At 55.5% G+C, this 16,936-nt stretch carries 16 protein-coding genes; 6 read left to right on the top strand and 10 right to left on the bottom strand.

The window, feature by feature from the left end:
- Positions 1–20: 20 nt before the first annotated feature.
- A complete protein-coding gene (locus J7399_RS17575) occupies positions 21–779 on the bottom strand; it encodes an isocitrate lyase/phosphoenolpyruvate mutase family protein (RefSeq protein WP_209088171.1) in 759 nt (252 codons plus the stop codon).
- Positions 780–968: 189 nt separating this feature from the next.
- Here J7399_RS17575 and J7399_RS17570 point away from each other — a divergent pair, with 189 nt between their 5' ends.
- Entirely contained in the window at positions 969–1,349 is a 381-nt protein-coding gene (locus J7399_RS17570; RefSeq protein ID WP_209088168.1) for a VOC family protein, read from the top strand.
- Positions 1,350–1,408: 59 nt separating this feature from the next.
- On the opposite strand, the gene J7399_RS17565 is transcribed toward J7399_RS17570, so the two are convergent.
- The 3 genes from J7399_RS17565 to J7399_RS17555 all read right to left on the bottom strand — a co-directional run bounded on the left by J7399_RS17565 (position 1,409) and on the right by J7399_RS17555 (position 5,134).
- Positions 1,409–2,320 carry an ABC transporter permease gene (locus J7399_RS17565; RefSeq protein WP_209065612.1) on the bottom strand — a complete coding sequence of 304 codons (912 nt, stop codon included), beginning with the start codon at positions 2,318–2,320 and terminating at the stop codon, positions 1,409–1,411.
- Positions 2,313–3,320, bottom strand: a complete 1,008-nt coding sequence (locus J7399_RS17560) for an ABC transporter permease (protein WP_209065611.1) — start codon at positions 3,318–3,320, stop codon at positions 2,313–2,315. Before J7399_RS17560 ends, J7399_RS17565 begins: the two co-directional genes overlap by 8 nt.
- Before the next feature lie 113 nt (positions 3,321–3,433).
- Positions 3,434–5,134 (bottom strand): peptide ABC transporter substrate-binding protein, encoded by a 1,701-nt coding sequence (locus tag J7399_RS17555; protein ID WP_209088165.1) that lies wholly within the window; start codon positions 5,132–5,134, stop codon positions 3,434–3,436.
- A gap of 299 nt (positions 5,135–5,433) precedes the next feature.
- On the opposite strand from J7399_RS17555, the gene J7399_RS17550 reads away from it, so the two are divergent.
- The 3 genes from J7399_RS17550 to J7399_RS17540 all read left to right on the top strand — a co-directional run bounded on the left by J7399_RS17550 (position 5,434) and on the right by J7399_RS17540 (position 9,409).
- Positions 5,434–7,254 (top strand): ABC transporter ATP-binding protein, encoded by a 1,821-nt coding sequence (locus J7399_RS17550; protein WP_209088162.1) that lies wholly within the window; start codon positions 5,434–5,436, stop codon positions 7,252–7,254.
- Between the two features lie 4 nt (positions 7,255–7,258).
- Entirely contained in the window at positions 7,259–8,422 is a 1,164-nt protein-coding gene (gene argE, locus J7399_RS17545) for an acetylornithine deacetylase (protein ID WP_209088159.1), read from the top strand.
- A 165-nt stretch (positions 8,423–8,587) separates the two neighbouring features.
- Complete coding sequence (locus J7399_RS17540) at positions 8,588–9,409, top strand: arginyltransferase (RefSeq protein ID WP_209088156.1); 822 nt, start codon at positions 8,588–8,590, stop codon at positions 9,407–9,409.
- Between the two features lie 245 nt (positions 9,410–9,654).
- On the opposite strand, the gene J7399_RS17535 is transcribed toward J7399_RS17540, so the two are convergent.
- From J7399_RS17535 to J7399_RS17525, 3 genes are all read right to left on the bottom strand, one after another.
- On the bottom strand, positions 9,655–10,284 hold the full coding sequence (locus J7399_RS17535) for a 50S ribosomal protein L25/general stress protein Ctc (RefSeq protein ID WP_209065606.1): 630 nt from the start codon (positions 10,282–10,284) through the stop codon (positions 9,655–9,657).
- Positions 10,285–10,387: 103 nt separating this feature from the next.
- Positions 10,388–10,894: a hypothetical protein gene (locus tag J7399_RS17530; RefSeq protein WP_209079691.1), complete on the bottom strand. Its 507-nt coding sequence runs from the start codon at positions 10,892–10,894 to the stop codon at positions 10,388–10,390.
- A gap of 186 nt (positions 10,895–11,080) precedes the next feature.
- Positions 11,081–12,247, bottom strand: a complete 1,167-nt coding sequence (locus tag J7399_RS17525) for an alpha-hydroxy acid oxidase (RefSeq protein ID WP_209088153.1) — start codon at positions 12,245–12,247, stop codon at positions 11,081–11,083.
- A gap of 143 nt (positions 12,248–12,390) precedes the next feature.
- Here J7399_RS17525 and J7399_RS17520 point away from each other — a divergent pair, with 143 nt between their 5' ends.
- Positions 12,391–12,936 (top strand): heme NO-binding domain-containing protein, encoded by a 546-nt coding sequence (locus J7399_RS17520; protein ID WP_209088151.1) that lies wholly within the window; start codon positions 12,391–12,393, stop codon positions 12,934–12,936.
- A complete protein-coding gene (locus J7399_RS17515) occupies positions 12,936–14,312 on the top strand; it encodes an ATP-binding protein (protein WP_209088148.1) in 1,377 nt (458 codons plus the stop codon). Before J7399_RS17520 ends, J7399_RS17515 begins: the two co-directional genes overlap by 1 nt.
- 63 nt (positions 14,313–14,375) lie before the next feature.
- Here the strand turns inward: J7399_RS17515 and J7399_RS21120 are convergent, their stop codons facing one another.
- From J7399_RS21120 to trpA, 3 genes are all read right to left on the bottom strand, one after another.
- On the bottom strand, positions 14,376–14,750 hold the full coding sequence (locus tag J7399_RS21120; RefSeq protein WP_348539477.1) for a trimethylamine methyltransferase family protein: 375 nt from the start codon (positions 14,748–14,750) through the stop codon (positions 14,376–14,378).
- A 31-nt stretch (positions 14,751–14,781) separates the two neighbouring features.
- A complete protein-coding gene (locus tag J7399_RS17505; RefSeq protein ID WP_209088145.1) occupies positions 14,782–16,005 on the bottom strand; it encodes a trimethylamine methyltransferase family protein in 1,224 nt (407 codons plus the stop codon).
- A gap of 119 nt (positions 16,006–16,124) precedes the next feature.
- Positions 16,125–16,916: a tryptophan synthase subunit alpha gene (trpA, locus tag J7399_RS17500; protein WP_209088142.1), complete on the bottom strand. Its 792-nt coding sequence runs from the start codon at positions 16,914–16,916 to the stop codon at positions 16,125–16,127.
- Positions 16,917–16,936 lie beyond the last annotated feature (20 nt).

Below are 16,936 nucleotides of genomic sequence, written 5' to 3'. Positions count from 1 at the left end.
CGTCGCCAAATTTCTAAAACTCAATAGTGTTGCGCCGCCTGCGCTGTCAGCGTTTTCATCGCTGTGCGGTAAGGTGCTGGGCCAAAGCTGATGCGCGCCACTCCAAGCGCCGCCAGCGGTGTGATGTCAGCAGATGTGTCCAGACACAGCACGTTCACTGGCAGAGAGACCTGTTCACAGATCTGTTTTATCAGATCAGGTTCTGTCAGGCCGGGCACAAAGAAACCGCTCGCACCTGCTTTTGTATAAGCCTCAGCCCGCGCGAGAGCATCGTCAATCAAGCTGGCGTGCGCTTCCGGCTTTGATTGTAGAAAGAGGTCTGTGCGCGCATTGATGTAGAGTGGAATTCCGGTTGCATCGGCTGTCGCTCGGATTGCTTTGATACGCGCCACCTGTGACGCGGTATCATGCAGGCCTTCACCGCCGACCACACGGTCTTCAAAATTCAGCCCCACCGCACCTGTGGCCAAAAGGCGTTTGATGTTTAGTGAGAGCTCTTCAGGGTCAGTAGCGTAACCGCCTTCAAAATCGACGCTGACTGGCAGCTCTGTTGTGGCGGTGATCCGGCCTGCGATTTGAAAGAGCAGTTCCATCGGTAGGTCTTCGCCATCTGCATAGCCTTGTGCAACGGCCACCGACCAACTCCCAGTGGCGAGAGCTGATGCGCCAGCTTTGGCCACGGCAGCTGCGCTGCCAGCATCCCACATATTGTATAGCACAACAGGTGAGCCGGGTTTGTGGAGGTCGGCGAAGGCTTTGGCGCGGTCACTTTGAGACATTGGACGTTCCTTGTGTTTTGCGATCAGCTTATATTTGATCGAGGCGTTGAGTTCCGTTCTGCAGTCAGCAGCGCTGTTTGCAGCAACCCTAGCAGGGCAAACGGCCTTTACCGCCTTTATTTGGTGGTGAGCTGTACAACTTTATGTGCGATTGGACGGCTTTTGAGAAAAGATCCTGAAAGTGACCAAATGATCGAGATCGAAAGACTGGACCATCTTGTGCTCACAGTTGCCAGCATCGAGGCAACCGTGGCGTTTTATACTCGGGTTTTGGGATTTCGGGTCGCGATTTTTGGAGAAGGCCGCGTGGCCCTCACATTCGGTCAACAGAAAATCAATCTGCATCAGGCTGGTCGCGAGTTTGAACCGAAAGCTGCACAGCCGATGCCGGGATCAGCCGACCTGTGTTTCATCGCAACGACACCGCTGGCCGAGGTAATTGTGCATTTGGAAAAGCAGGGTGTCACGATCGAGGAGGGACCCGTCGTGCGCACCGGTGCCAAGGGGCCGATCACATCGCTCTATTTTAGAGACCCAGATCAGAATTTGATTGAAGTCTCAAATTACTAAACGCTCTAAATGGAAAAGGCCGGGCGATGTACCCGGCCTATCTGTTGATATTGTTTGACTTACCGGCCGCGAATACGCGGATCAAGCGCGTCACGCAGGCCGTCGCCGAGGTAGTTTACAGACAACACAGTCAGAGAGATCGCAAGACCAGGCCAGAACACGCGCTCCGGATAATCTTGCAGATATTGTACGGCGTCATTCAGCAGGCGGCCCCAGGTTGGGAAGTCCGGCGGGAAGCCGAGACCCAGAAATGAGAGGGCCGATTCCGTGATGATCGCGTTGGCGATACCGAGTGTCGCAGACACCATGATCGGCGAGAGCACATTGGGTAGGATATGCCGTGTGATCATGTTGTGGTTTGACGTCCCGATGGAGCGGGCTGCGAGTACGAACTCACGTTCTTTCAGTGCAAGTACGTCGCCGCGTACAATCCGGGCCGTGGGCATCCAGGAGGTGATGCCGATGGCGACCACGATTAGGATGAAAATACCTCGCTCAGGACCAACAGCGGCGGAGAGGGGCTCTCGGAAGAGCATCATCATCACCAGCAGAAGCGGCAGGATTGGCAGAGCCAGAAACAGGTCGGTCAGGCGCATGAGCGGGCCGTCGAGTTTCTTGAAATAGCCTGCGGTGATACCCACAAAGCTGCCCAGACCCAGCGCCAGCAGCATGGCGGTGAGGCCCACGGCGATCGAGGTTTGCCCGCCCGCCATCATCCGCGCCAGAGTATCCCGTCCCAGCTGGTCTGTGCCAAAGGGATGCGCAAAGCTTGGGCCTTGATTGCGTGAACGGATATCGATGTAGGTCGCGTCATAAGGCCAGAGCCAAGGGCCGATAAAGACACCCAGTACGATCACAATGAAGATGATCCCGCCCAAAAGCGCGCCTTTGTGCGCCTTGAACTGGTGCCAGACGTCCACCCATTGGGACCGCTGTGGTGTGGTCGGTTCGGTGTTGGTGGTATCAGTCATAGCGGATCCTCGGATCAAGAATGCCGTAAAGCACATCTGCGATCAGGTTGAAGAAAACGATCAGGAAAGCGAACATAAAGGTCAGCGTCTGCACGGTGGGCAGGTCGTTGGCCTGAATGGCTCCGATCAACTGAGCCCCGATGCCGTTCACAGAGAACACCTGTTCGGTGATGATTGCGCCGCCAAAGATTGCAGGCAAGCCCAAGGCAATAACGGTCACAACAGGGATCATCGAATTGCGCAGCACATGCACCAAAACCACGACACGCTCGCTCAGGCCCTTGGCACGCGCAGTGCGCACGTAGTCCTGATTGAGATTGTCCAGCATCGAGGCACGCATATAGCGGCTGATCTGGGCGGTGGTTTGCAGCGCCAGCACCATCACAGGCATGATCATCTGTCGCAGCTGATAGACAAAGCTGTCCCAGTCCACCACCTCATGTGTGGTGTCATAGATGAAAGGGAACCAGCCAAGGTTCACCGAGAAGATCACAATGATCAGCGGGCCGGTGAAGAACGGCGGGATCGAATAGCCGATCATGGTGATGAATGTGCCGGCCTGATCAAACACTGAGTATTGTTTGTAGGCAGAGTAGATCCCGATTGGCAGCGCGATCAGGATGCCCACGATGTAGGACATGCCCACAACCCACAGTGTCTGGGGCAGGCGTTCCACCACCACATCCATCACCGGAGAGCGGGTCTGCCAGCTGATGATGCGCAGCTTGCCTTCGGAGAAGGCGGTGCCAAAGAGATGGTCAAACAGCACTTGCGGCTCGACCCAGAAGAACTGAACCAGCCATTTGTAAAACCGGATATAGCCAGGCTCGCCCAAACCAAGGGCCTGGCGCATCTTTTCCTTCACTTCTGGCGGCACGGTGAGTGGCACCTGTGCCATCGGGTCACCGGGGGCCAGTTCCAGCAGAAGGAAAATGACAAGAGAGATGAAAAAGAGCGTCGGGATCGAAAGGATCAACCGTCGTATTGTGAAGGTCAGCATAAAGCGGCGCCTTTGTGCGTCTATTTTTTGATTGGTGGGCTCCGCGCAGCGACCTGCCTGTTCAGAACCGATAGAGGATAGGGCGGACCCGAAAGCCCGCCCTAAGCATTAGTTTACTTCACACGGTGCCAATCGGCAATGTTCCAAAGCTCGGAGTCCCATGTGTTCAGCACTACGCCACCCAGAGAGTTGGCATGTGCGGACACACGACCACGGTGCACCAGTGGCACAATGGTGAAGCTCTCGTTGGTCAGCATGTCGTTCATCTTTTTCGCAATCTCGCCGCGCTTCTCGATGTCGCCGGTGCGGGCCAGTTCGTCGATCAGAGCATCATAGGCCGGATCACAGAAGCGGTTGATGTTCTCACCCTGCCACTGGGAAGAAGGCTTAGGCTCGCCGCCACAACGGTAGGCCGCCAGATACTGCTGAGGGTCGGTGCCGTTGAAGGTGTTCGCATACATTTCCACGTCTGCGTAGAATTTCTGGAAGGTGTCAGGGGAACCTGGGTCACCACCGAAGAACACGGATGCAGACAGGTTGCGCAGCTCGGTTTCAACACCAATCTCGCTCCACCACTGTTTGATCAGCGCCTGGAAGTCCTGACGCACAGCGTTTGTAGAGGTCTGGTACAGGATGGACAGTTTCACGCCGTCTTTGGCGCGGATGCCGTCGCCACCTTTGACCCAGCCCGCTTCATCCAGAAGCGCGTTTGCGCCTGCGATGTCCTGGGTGAAGCAGTCGGTGTTTGCCGAGGCGTAGTTTGCTGGCACAGGCACGAGGTCACAGGTGACTTTGCCCGCTTTGCCATAGCCGATTTCCACCAGCAGTTCGCGGTCGATTGCCATGGACAGCGCTTTACGCACGTTGATGTCAGACAGGAACGGGTGTGGATGCGCAACAGTCGCACGCTCACCTTCAGGCAAGTCGGAGGACGGGTTGGTCATGTTCATTTCGAGACGCTCAACCAATGGGCCAAAGCCCGCGATCGCGATGCCTTTGCCGCCTTCTTCCATCTTGGCAATCACATCGGGTGCCAGCTGGAGGTTCCATGCATAGTCAAACTCGCCGGTTTCCAAAACCGCGCGGCCTGCGCCAGTCGCATCCCCGCCACCTTTGAAGGTTACGGTAGCAAACGCTGGTTTCGCCGGATCGCGATAGTTCGGGTTGGCTTCGTACTGGATCACGTCATTGGTTTTGAATTCGGTCACAACAAACGGGCCGGTGCCGATTGGGCCGAAGTTCTCTGCAGTACACTCAGGTGCTTTGGCACCCATGCAGTTTTCAAACTGCGCTTTCTGCAGAATTGGGGACTGACCGCCAACAAATGGGCCATATGGGTTTGGCTTTGGCTGGTTGAAGGTCACTTTGACGGTTTTTTCGTCCAGCGCTTCGATTTCTTCAACACCGTCAAAGAATGCAGCCTGTGCACAGCCGCCTTCTGGGTGCATGCAGTAGTCGCCGGTGAAAACAACGTCAGCGGAGGTCACCGGTGTGCCATCAGACCACACCATGCCGTCCGCAATGGTCCAGGTGATAGAGGTCAGGTCTTCAGAAACGCCACCGTTGTTCACGGTAGGAATTTCAGCTGCCAGATATGGGACCATTTTGCCGGTTTCGTCGTAACGCGCCAGCGGTTCAATTGTGAGAGAGGCGGATTCGATGTCCTTGGTCCCGGAGGACAGATAAGGATTCAGAATCGAAGGCGCCTGCCAATAGATGATGTTTACGTGGCCATCAGCGCCGCGCTCTGCCATGGCCGCCGGGGCCATCACAAACGCTGCTGCAGCGCCCAGCATCAGGGTTTTTGCTTTCATATCTCACTCCATGTTGGCACGTCGTTCGTGCGAAAAAGGCAGATTTGTTCCGCCCGTTTTTGGTTGTCATAAGAAGAGGAGCGGGTGGCGAATCGCACAGAACCCAATGCACAGATTTGTGTCGTACTCCCCTCCGACTGAGGGCATCACAGACCAGTCGGTAAAAAATTGCAAGGGTTCGTTTGTTTTTCCTGCCGTCGCTTTCCGAGAAAGAAGTTCGCATCGGTTTGACCTTGTGGAACGTCAGCTATAGCGTCGGCGACAAGGAGAAAACAAAAACACTGAGGGGAGTAACCCGCATGCTGGACAACGCCATAGCCTCCATCGAGAACCTGCGCGTCGAATTTCAAACCAAAGACGGCCCGGTGGTTGGGGTCGAGGATGTGTCCTTCAAGGTGAGTCCGGGTGAAACCGTATGTATCGTTGGAGAATCTGGCTCTGGTAAATCCGTTTCCAGCCTCTCTCTGATGCGTCTGGTGGAGTTTGGGGGCGGCGATATTGCGGGCGGGCGCCTGTTGTTTGACCGACGCGACAACGGCGATTTGGACCTCTCCAAAGCCGACCAAGATCTTATGCGGACGATTCGTGGCAACGAGATCGGGATGATCTTTCAGGAACCTATGACGGCTCTAAACCCGGTATTTACAGTGGGTCGGCAGCTAACCGAAGGTCTGCGGTTGCACAAAAAACTGTCAAAAGCCGATGCAGAAGCCCGTGCTTTGGAACTTTTGCGACAAGTGCGCATTCCGGAGCCGGAACGACGCCTGAAGCAATATCCGCATGAATTGTCTGGCGGGATGCGGCAGCGGGTTGTGATTGCGATGGCCATGGCGTGTGAGCCACGCTTGCTGATCGCGGATGAGCCTACAACAGCTCTGGACGTGACCATTCAGGCGGAAATTCTGGCACTGATGGACCGTTTGAAGCGGGAAACCGGCACGGCCGTGATGTTCATCACACACGACATGGCGGTTGTCGCGCAGATGGCTGACCGCGTGGTCGTTATGTTCCGTGGCAATAAGGTTGAAGAGGGCACTGTCGAAGAGATCTTCGAAAACCCGACTCACGATTATACCAAAGCGTTGCTCGCTGCTGTTCCCAAGCTGGGTGAAATGACGGGTACGGATGTCCCAAGCCCGATGAAGTTGTTTGGGGACACCACGCACAACACAGATCCGATCCCCGGGACGGAAGAAACCATCTTGGAGGTCAAAAACCTCGTCACTCGGTTCCCGGTGAAAGGTGGCCTCATGCGGCGCACCGTGGCGAATGTGCATGCTGTCGAAGATGTGTCTTTCACCGTCAACAAAGGTCAAACGCTGTCTCTTGTCGGAGAATCTGGTTGCGGTAAGTCCACGGCGGGCCGTTCGCTGTTGCGTTTGGTTGAGCCAACCTCTGGAGAAGTCCGGTTTGACGGCAAGGATATCATTTCGCTCAATCCGAAAGAGATGCATGCCGCGCGCCAAGATATGCAGATGATCTTTCAGGATCCTTTTGCATCCCTGAACCCACAGATGATGTTGATGGATCAGGTGGCGGAGCCGATGCGAAACTACGGGACGCATTCCGGTGCCGAGCTGCAAAAGCGTGTGGAGATGTTGTTTGACCGTGTTGAGCTGCCGCGCAGCTTCATGCGTCGTTACCCGCACGAAATGTCCGGAGGTCAGCGCCAGCGGATTGCGATTGCCCGCGCATTGGCACTGAATCCCAAGCTGATTGTGGCTGATGAAGCTGTGTCTGCACTCGACGTGTCGGTCCAGGCGCAGGTGTTGAATCTGATGATGGAACTTCAGGCAGAAATGGGAATTTCATACGTCTTTATCAGTCACGACATGGCTGTTGTTGAGCGTGTCAGCCACCATGTTGGCGTGATGTATCTGGGGCGCATCGTCGAGATCGGCCCGCGTCGTGCGGTATTTGAGAACCCGCAGCACCCGTATACGCAAGCATTGATGAAGGCTGTGCCGATAGCGGATCCGCGTCGTCGCAAGTCCGAGAAAGACCTGAACTTCAAGCCAATCCCAAGCCCAATCCATCCGGTTGGCTATGAGGCGCAGCCGTCTGAGTACAAAGAGGTTGGTCCCGGCCATAAAGTTTTGATCACCGACAGCGGGTATTGAGTCTATGGCGGAAAGACTGACGCCCCGCGCCATTCTTGAGAAACTCGTTTCTTTCCCGACAGTGTCGAGTGAAACGAATTTGCCGCTGATCGATTGGGTGGAGGCTTATCTCAAGAGCCATGGTATCGCAGCACACCGCCACCCACACGAAACAGATCCAGACAAAGCTGCTGTTTTTGCGCATGTCGGGCCTGCGGTGGAAGGTGCCATCGTATTGTCGGGTCACACAGATGTTGTGCCGGTTGAAGGGCAACCCTGGACCAGCGATCCTTTTGAGGTTGTTGAGCGGGACGGGAAGCTCTTTGGGCGCGGTACATGCGATATGAAGGGCTTTGACGCTTTGGCCATCTGGGCGATGGTTGAGGCGCACTATGCCAATGTTCAGAGGCCGATCCAGCTTGCTTTGTCTTATGACGAGGAAATCGGCTGCGCAGGCGCTCCGCCGTTGATCAACAGCCTGAATGCTCACTTCCCGCAAGGCAGTGCCACGATCGTTGGTGAGCCGTCCATGATGGGCGCGGTTTCTGGGCACAAAGGCGGAGCTGGCTTCATGGTGCATATACGCGGCTTTGAGGTGCACAGCTCGCTTATGCACACCGGCGTGAATGCAATCATGTATGGTGCCAAGTTGATTGAATGGGCTAACGAAATGAATGTCGCCAATCAGGCAAAGGCCCCTAGCGATACGGCCGCTACATTTGAGCCCCCATGGACCACTGTTCATGTTGGGGTGATCGAAGGTGGCACAGCACATAACATCACCGCGCTTGATTGCCGCTTCGGTCTCGATTTTCGGGTTGTCCCTGGTGAGGATCATGCGTTCTGGATGTCTCAGGCGCGTGCAAGGGCCGCCGAAATTGAGGCAGAGATGCAAGCGGTGGTGCCCGAAACGTACATCGAGATGACGGAGTCCTTTATGGTTCCGGCACTGGCCCCTGAGGAGCAAGGCGAAGCGGAAGCTCTGGTGCGTCAGCTCACCGGAGACAACGCTACGCGCGTTGTCAGCTATGGCACCGAGGGAGGCCACTTTCAGGAAGCAGGCTACTCTACAGTGATCTGCGGTCCTGGCGATATTGCGCAGGCGCATCAGCCGGATGAGTTCCTCTCCGTCGCTCAGTTTGAAGCTGGACAGCGTTTCATGGAAAAACTGATCGAAAGTTGCACCTAGTTTAAGCACGCGACGGATAGAGCGAAGTTGATGGTAATAATCGGTTAATGAAATTCAAATCTTAACCAACAGTGTAAAAACAGGGGGTGGCAACGCTTTGTAGGGGCTTGCGCGTTATTAAATCCTGTTGATAACTTTGTCCTCGTGCCTAGTTGATGGAGTATCATGCGCCACACCCTGCCAATAGCACCGCAGTTCTATGTAACCGCCCCGCAGCCTTGCCCCTATCTGGAAGGGCGCATGGAGCGAAAGCTGTTCACTGCCTTGCAAGGAGACAATGCAACGGCTTTGAACGACGCGCTCTCGCAACAGGGTTTTCGACGTTCTCAGAATGTCTTGTACCGCCCTTCTTGCACGGACTGCACCGCTTGCATGTCGGCACGCATTGATGTGTCAAAGTTTCAGCCCACCAAGAGTCAGCGGCGCGCAGCGCGTCGAAACGCGCATTTGATGCGTCGCGCAACGTCTCCTTGGGCAACAGAAGAGCAGTTTGAGCTGTTTCGGAGGTATCTGGACACCCGTCATGCTGACGGTGGCATGGCTGATATGGATGTCTTTGAGTTTGCCGCGATGATTGAGGAAACGCCCATCCGCAGCCGCGTGGTGGAGTATACGGATCGGGAGACCGATGCCTTGATCGGTGTGTGCCTGACAGACATGCTCGAAGATGGCCTGAGCATGGTGTACTCCTTCTATGATCCGGAGCAGAGTCGGGCATCACTGGGAACTTATCTGATCCTCGATCACATCGAGATCGCGCGGGAAGCAGGGCTGCCTTATGTCTATCTTGGCTATTGGGTGCCGGGCAGTGCGAAGATGGCTTACAAAGCGAAGTTCTCCGGTCTGGAGATCCACTTCGCCAATCAATGGCATCCCATGCGGGACCCGGAGGAGTTTTCTTCTGATACCCATCCCCTGTCCACACCTCCTATTGCAGAGCAAGTTGCAAATATATCTCTGCCTGACTTGCGCGCTCACAAGTTTTGAAGGTGTATACAGTTCTCTAGCTACCACTCCTTTGATGTCTTCTTCGTCTGAGCTCTGACGTGTTCGCAATCGAGTAGGTGGTCTGAGGCGCGAGACGCGAATCTTCGCGCAAGAGCGATTGTGGTTGCTTTGACCTAGCAGGAAGATTGTTCCGAAAGCACAGCGCCACAGCGCGCATTGCCAACAAAAAAACGCGGCGCCTTAGGGCACCGCGTTCACACAGTCCGGACAGGCCGGTGTTGTGTTTATTCTTCCGCTGCGGCTTCTTCGCCTTCCGCTTCTTCTTCGTTGTCTGCAGAGCGCAGGCCGGAAGGTGCGGACAGGTTGGCGATCACGAAGTCACGGTCGATAGTTGGCTTCGCACCAGCTGGCAGGTCGATCTGGCTGATGGTGATCACGTCGCCGATCTCTTTGCCGGTCAGGTCAACAACCAGACGCTCAGGGATGTCACCTGCGGTCACGTTCAGCTCAACTTCCGGACGCACGATGGTCAGAACGCCACCTTTTTTGATGCCCGGTGCCGCTTCTTCGTTTTCAAAGTCAACGTGGATGAACAGGTTGATTTTGGAAGTACGACGCAGACGCAGCAGGTCGATGTGGGTCGGAAGGTCTTTCACGGTGTCACGCTGAACGCCGCGGCAGATCACGCGCACGTCTTCCTGACCTTCAACTTTCAGGTTGAAGAGTGTGGACAGGAAGCGGCCTTCTTTCAATTTCTTGAACAGAACGTTGAAAGGGATCTGGATTGCGAAAGGTTCACCTTCGCCGCCGTAAACAACACCAGGAACAAAACCGTCGCGACGCGCTTGACGAGCGGCGCCCTTGCCTGTCCCCGTGCGTACTTCGGCGTGAAGATCAGGAATCTGACCAGCCATATTGAATTCTCCATAAATAAGGGTGGGGTTCCTCCAAGGCTGTAACCCCACGTGAAGCCGCGCCTATAGCGCGGATTGGTTGAAATGCAAAGGGGATTCGGGGCTACTCGCTGCGAAAATCGCGCAGGATGCCCCCTGCGTCTTTGACGCGGTCATAAAGCGCAAAATCATCTGGGCGCGCAGCGCGAAAGGCGGCGGCAACATCCTCAGAAATCGGGGCAGCCACATCCGGAGATACATTTCGCAAGCCAGGCACGATTGGTTCTTCAAATCGGGCCGATAAAAAGGCCAGCAGAAGCTCGCTCTGATCGTAAGCGAAAAGGTGATGGATGGGGACAATGCCCGGCGTGAGCGACAGAAAAGACGCTTGAGACCCTATGCCAGCTGCTTTGCTTGGTGATGGGCTGATTGCATCCATGACAAATTCGTCAAAACTGATGCCGCCATGGCTTGCCGGGTTGCCAGCTCCCATACGCTCAGGGCTGCGGTACTTGTACCAGCTGCGCGCGTGGTCGATTGGGTTGCGGATCACAGCGACGCGCTCGGGCTCAATGCCGTAGGTCTCGGACAAAAGCGGGGCGAGTTTGGCGTGGAATTTGCCAATTGTCATATGCTTCACACTCTTGGTGAAAATGACGTCCGCTCTTGAACGCAAGGTGCTTTCAAATGCCGTGGAGCCGGTCTTCGGCACAGATAGAAATGCAAGGTTCTGTTTGAAAAAGACAAGCATATACAAGACGTCCTTCTGCCCGGCCCGTTTATGACGTGCCGGGCAGCGGAATGTCAAAGCGTTAGATCAGCCCTGCCAGCGGCCTTCGAAATTTTCCGGCACCAGCAAGATATCGCGGTCCAGATCAGTCACGCTGCGGCGGCCACAAAGCGCCATGGAGACATCAAGCTCCTTGTGGATCACTTCCAGCGCCTTGGTGACGCCGGCTTCGCCCATCGCGCCCAGTCCGTAGATGAAGGCGCGACCGATGTAGGTGCCTTTGGCCCCCAGCGCGAGCGCCTTCAGCACGTCCTGACCAGAGCGGATGCCGCTGTCCAGATGCACCTCAACCTGATCGCCCACGGCCTCCATGATGGAGGGCAGGGCTCGGATTGCGCTCAGCGCCCCGTCAAGCTGGCGGCCGCCGTGGTTGGAAACGATGATCGCATCCGCGCCCACTTTCAGCGCCATCTTGGCATCTTCGGCATCCAGAATACCCTTCAGGATCACCGGGCCGCCCCACATCTCTTTGATTTTGGCGATCTTGTCCCAATCCAGCGACGGGTCAAAGCTCTGCGCGGTCCAGGCACCCAGATCGGCAGTATCCGTCACGCCCTGCACATGGCCCACGATATTGCCGAAGTTACGCCGCTTGGCGCCCAGCATCTCTATACCCCAGCGCCATTTGGTGGCGAGGTTTGCAATCGTCGAAGGAGTCAGCTTGGGCGGGGCGGACAAGCCGTTTTTGAGATCTTTGTGACGTTGCCCGAGGATCTGGAGATCCAGCGTTATCACCAGTGCCGAGCATTTTGCCGCTTTTGCGCGCTCGATCAGGCGGGCCACAAAATCCTCGTCGGTCATGGTGTAAAGCTGAAACCAGAACGGCTTGGTGGTGGCCTCTGCCACTTCTTCAATCGAGTTGATCGACATGGTGGACAGGGTGAAGGGCACGCCGAATTTCTCTGCGGCGCGCGCAGCTTTGATCTCGCCGTCGGCGCACTGCATTCCGGTCAGGCCAACGGGTGCCAATGCCACCGGCATAGTTACGTCTTGCCCGATCATTTGGCTGGCCGTTGTTCTGCCCGACATATCCACAGCGACGCGTTGGCGCAGGTAGATGTCAGCAAAATCAGAGGTGTTTTCCTGGAAGGTTTTCTCCGTCCAGCTGCCGGTTTCGGCATAGTCGTAAAACATGCGCGGCGCTCGGCGCTTATACAGGCGTTTGAGATCGTCAATACAGGTGATCACGGTCATGCGCTCTTAAACTCCGTAATTTGGTAAAGGTTCTTTACCAATATGATCACCTAAGCGCAATCCCCTTGTTTTCTTAGATTTTTGTTTACCATTTGTTCGCATCATGTTCGCGTGAGTTGGTTTTGAGTTTCGCGGAGGTTGCCATGAAAGGCATTGTGTTTGTTGAATTGGTTCGAATGGCTGAATCCGCTCTGGGGGAGGATGTCGTGGATGAAATTCTCGATGAAACAGAATTGGAAACCGATGGCGCATTCAGCGTTGTGGGAAACTACCCCTGCCGAGAACTGCTTACAATCGTGGAGGCGATCGGCGCTCGGGTTAAAGTACCTGTAGAGGATTTGCATGAGCAATTTGGCCAATGGATGTTTGCCCGCTTTGTGGAAAGCTATCCAGTGTTCTTTGAGGGTAAGACTGACGGGTTCGACATGCTGGAGTCCATCGAAAATGAGGTCCATGTGGAGGTGCGCAAGCTCTACCCGGAAGTCGAATTGCCAAGTTTTACCACGGAGCGACTTTCGGCGGATAAGTTCAAAATGGTCTACGACAGTGAGCGTCCGCTCCACCATTTCTGCAAGGGGATGATCCAATCTTGCATGGAGCATTTCCGGCAGGAGGTTGATCTTCAAATGGTGGATCGCTCGCAGGGCGGGCGCTTTACAGCAGAGTTCACATTGCAGAAAGCCGCGTGATGTTTTTACGCGAAGACCTTGCGGCGCCAACCGAGACTGTATCGCGCCGCAGGTACAATCGGCAGATGCGTGCGCGAGAGGAGGCTGAGCATCTTCTTGAGGCAAAAAGTCGTGAACTCTATGAGGCGAACCAACGATTACAGAAGCTTCTAGATACCTTGGAGGTCGCCGTTAAGGAACGAACTCGGGAGCTTGAGGAGGCGCGCGTCGTCGCGGAATCGGCGAACGAGGCCAAGTCCGTCTTTTTGGCCACCATGAGCCACGAAATCCGCACACCGCTCAATGGGATCTTGGGCATGGCTCAGGCCCTTCGGGACAGCGGTTTGTCGGAAGATCAGGGACAGCTGGTGCAGATCCTTCAGGACAGTGGAGGACTGCTCTTATCTCTGATCAATGATGTACTCGACATTTCAAAGATAGAAGCGGGCAAGCTGGAGTTTGAGGCAATTCCCTATGATTTGAGACAGCTCGGTGACGCGATGCTGCAGCACTTCCGGTTGCGCGCTGAGGAGAAGGGGCTGGCCTTTCATGTCAGCCTGTCTGAAGCGGCCCATGCGACAATACGTGCAGACCCAATGCGGCTTCAGCAGGTGGCAGGCAACCTTCTGTCAAACGCTATTAAGTTTACGGACATTGGGAGTGTGTCGTTGCATATAGATCTGCGAGAGACTTTGGCTGGAGGATCTGTTCTGGTTCTGCGGGTCAAGGACACTGGGCGGGGCATTCCAAGATCGCAACAGCCGAGACTGTTTCAGAGGTTCAGCCAAGCCAATGCAAGCATAACGCGCATGCATGGTGGGACAGGTCTGGGTCTCGCGATATCCCGGCATATTTGCGAGCTGACTGGTGGGTCCATCAAGTTGCGAAGCGAGGAGGGCGAGGGAGCGGAGTTTCAGGCGAATCTTCTTGTTGAGAAAGCCCAGTCACAGGGCGACGCGCCCGGTCACATCGCAGAAGGCGATCAAGCTGCCAGTTTGGCAGGGCTTCGCATACTTGCGGCTGAGGACAATCGTACAAATCAAATAGTTCTAAAACACATGCTCAAAAAGGCAGGTCCACCCAAACTCACCATTGTTGACGACGGAGAAAAAGCCGTGCAGGAATGGCAGCGCGGGCGGTATGATATGATCCTAATGGACATCAACATGCCGGTCATGGATGGCATGGAGGCGACGCGGCGTATACGGGAACTGGAGCATGAAAACATGCTTGAGCCCATCCCGATCATTGCTGTCAGTGCCAATGCAATGGTGCATCAGGTGGCCGGCTACCTCAATGGCGGCATGACGGGGCATGTGCCCAAGCCCATTAGCCGGGATAAACTTGTTGCCGCCATGAAAACCGCACTCGCAAAATGCCAGCGCGGGTTAGATTAACCACCCGCTGGATCGCGGGCACCGCGTTCGCGTAGGGGAGTCGGCTTGGGGCAAGAGAGGCGCCTAGATGGTCTCGACCTTACCTGAGTAAACTTCGACGATATGCTTGTCCGCCATCTGTGTGAGCTCGCTGATCTCTGTCATTTGATCGCGCGACAACAGTGGCGCTTCGGGGGCTTTTTCTATTGCGGAAAGGGCTTTGTCGCGAGCGAACTCAAAGGCTGCCTTGCGATCGCCAGCTTCATGATCGTCGCGGCCAATGCGTTGGAACACTTCGCGGGTAAACTGTTCTCGACAGCTCGAAACCGTATGGTCACTGTCCAGAAAATGCCCGCCAACGGGGACCTTCAGCATCTCATCAAAATTAAGCGCGGCATCCGAGATGTCGGGGACACGCAACAGGCGTCGTGCCATCGCGCCGATTTCATTGTCCAGCACCGCCTGAACTGGGCAAAATACGGCAGCGCACTCAAGCTGACCGATCCCCCCAAAAGATGTCTGCGCCGGACAGGGCTGCGGTTTGCATCAACATGGCCCGCTCCGCCATGGATTGGTGGTCTGAATCTGGTGTGTCGGTCCCTGAGCCATAGGTGTGCGCCATCAGCCCGAAGCCATGCTTCACGAGTTGGATTGACAGAGATGCTGCTTGCATCGCTTCCACAGAAGATTGCAGGGCGCTTCCGGTGAGCATATCAAGCGCAAACATTAGCGGGGTTGCAATGATTGGCAAGCCTGGTGAAAGCACATGTGCCATGGTGATCATGCCGACAACTTCCGCAACTGCCACAATAGCCAACGCAGCCGGTGAAAGGGGCGCGGTACCGCCAGCACTTGGCAGCGAGCAGGCGTGAGCGGGCACACCATATTTGCCGCAAGCTATGATCACCTCCGTGTCCATGTACTTGAACTCAAGTGGCGAGAATGAACAGGTGATCGTGCTGGTTGACGGGTTGGCGCGCAGAGCCTCCTCTCCTCCTGCCGCGATGGCTGCGATCTTCAGCAGGTAGTCGATATTTTCCTTCTGGTAAGGCTGCGTCCAAACGTGCTTTTGGGTGCGCGCGGTGATGGTTGCATAGGAGTGAATATCCGCTGTGACCTCTGGAACGCCATGCACAAAGGGGTGCGCAATAAATCCGACCTGATTGAGAATGTTGGCCACCGCTGTGATTTCTTTAACCGCGGTGAGATCCATATTGCGATAGCTCGCGTCTCGTGGATCGACAAACCCGTGGGCTCCCGTACCAGTACGTAGAATGAAGCCCTGATCCATGCGAGGTACAGTGAGATCAAACGATCTGTCCTTGCCCGCAAGGCGACAGGATTTTGGCGTCGCAGCCAAAGCTTCTTGCACCATTTCGCGCGGCATTCGCAGGCGCCCGGCTTCGCGACCTTCTCGCGCGCCAGCTTTCACAAGGGTCTCTCGTGCCAGCGGATGCACAATCATGACGCCGTATTCTGAGAAGAGATCAAGAACCCGCTCTTTCAGAGTCTCCATGCGATCGCTGTCGAGAAAACCAAAACCCGCGCGAGGCCCGATGGTGTGCTCCAAACTGAAGGCATCCGCAGAGGCCCTGCTGACATGTGGGGACTTACGGCCGCGGCGCTTGCGCGTTTTGGGGGTGGGGGATGTGTTTTGGTCGGCGGGGATGTGTTCCTCCTTCGGGTCTGTAGCGTCAGGACCGTTAGGGCACACACCGATTTAGCTCACTGCCTGCTGACTTGAGCAAAACCCGAATAGCGGGGGCTTAGGCCCCCACCAAGATTTTTGATGCGTCAATTGAGGCCTGAAAACTTGCGGCCTGGAAGGGTGGATTAAGCGCGATGAGCCCCATCCGCCAGAGATTTTACAAACTCCAGCACTTCGGTTGTGGATTTGCCTGCGCCAATTTGGCTGACAATGGCCGAGCCAACCACAGCACCATCTGCCACTGTGGCGATATTCTGTGCTTTTTCTGGTGTGTTGATACCAAAGCCAACGATGACGGGAAGATCTGTGCTGGCTTTGATGCGCGTCACCTCAGGGCCCACATCAGTGGCCTCTGCTTCTGCGGCGCCTGTGATGCCGGTAATGGAAACATAATACACAAATCCGGATGTGTTTTGCAGCACTTTAGGGAGGCGTTTGTCGTCTGTCGTCGGGGTTGCCAGGCGGATGAAGTTCATCCCAGCGGCCTGTGCGGGAATGCAAAGCTCACTGTCTTCTTCCGGCGGAAGGTCAACAACGATCAGCCCGTCAATCCCCACAGCTTTGGCATCGGTAAGAAATGCCTCGACGCCGCGAGAATAAATAGGGTTGTAGTAACCCATCAATACGATTGGCGTGGTGTCATCTGTCTTGCGAAACTCAGCCGCCAGATCGAGTGTCTTCTGAAGTGTCATGCCGCCATCAAGCGCACGCTGACCTGCCAACTGAATGGTTGGCCCGTCGGCCATAGGATCCGTAAAGGGTAAGCCCAGCTCAATGATGTCAACACCAGCGCTCGGTAGCCCTTTCACGATTTCCAAAGAGGTATCGTAGTCTGGGTCTCCAGCCATCACATAGGCCACAAAGGCCTTTTTGCCTGCGGCGTTCAGCTTAGCGAATTTGGCGTCGATACGAGTCATCGGCGGATCCTTGTTTTTCG

Origin of the sequence: Shimia sp. R9_1, assembly GCF_017743775.1 — a bacterium.
Lineage (GTDB): Bacteria > Pseudomonadota > Alphaproteobacteria > Rhodobacterales > Rhodobacteraceae > Shimia.
Note: the sequence above shows the minus strand (reverse complement) of the source record. Positions and strands in the feature narration are given on the sequence as shown.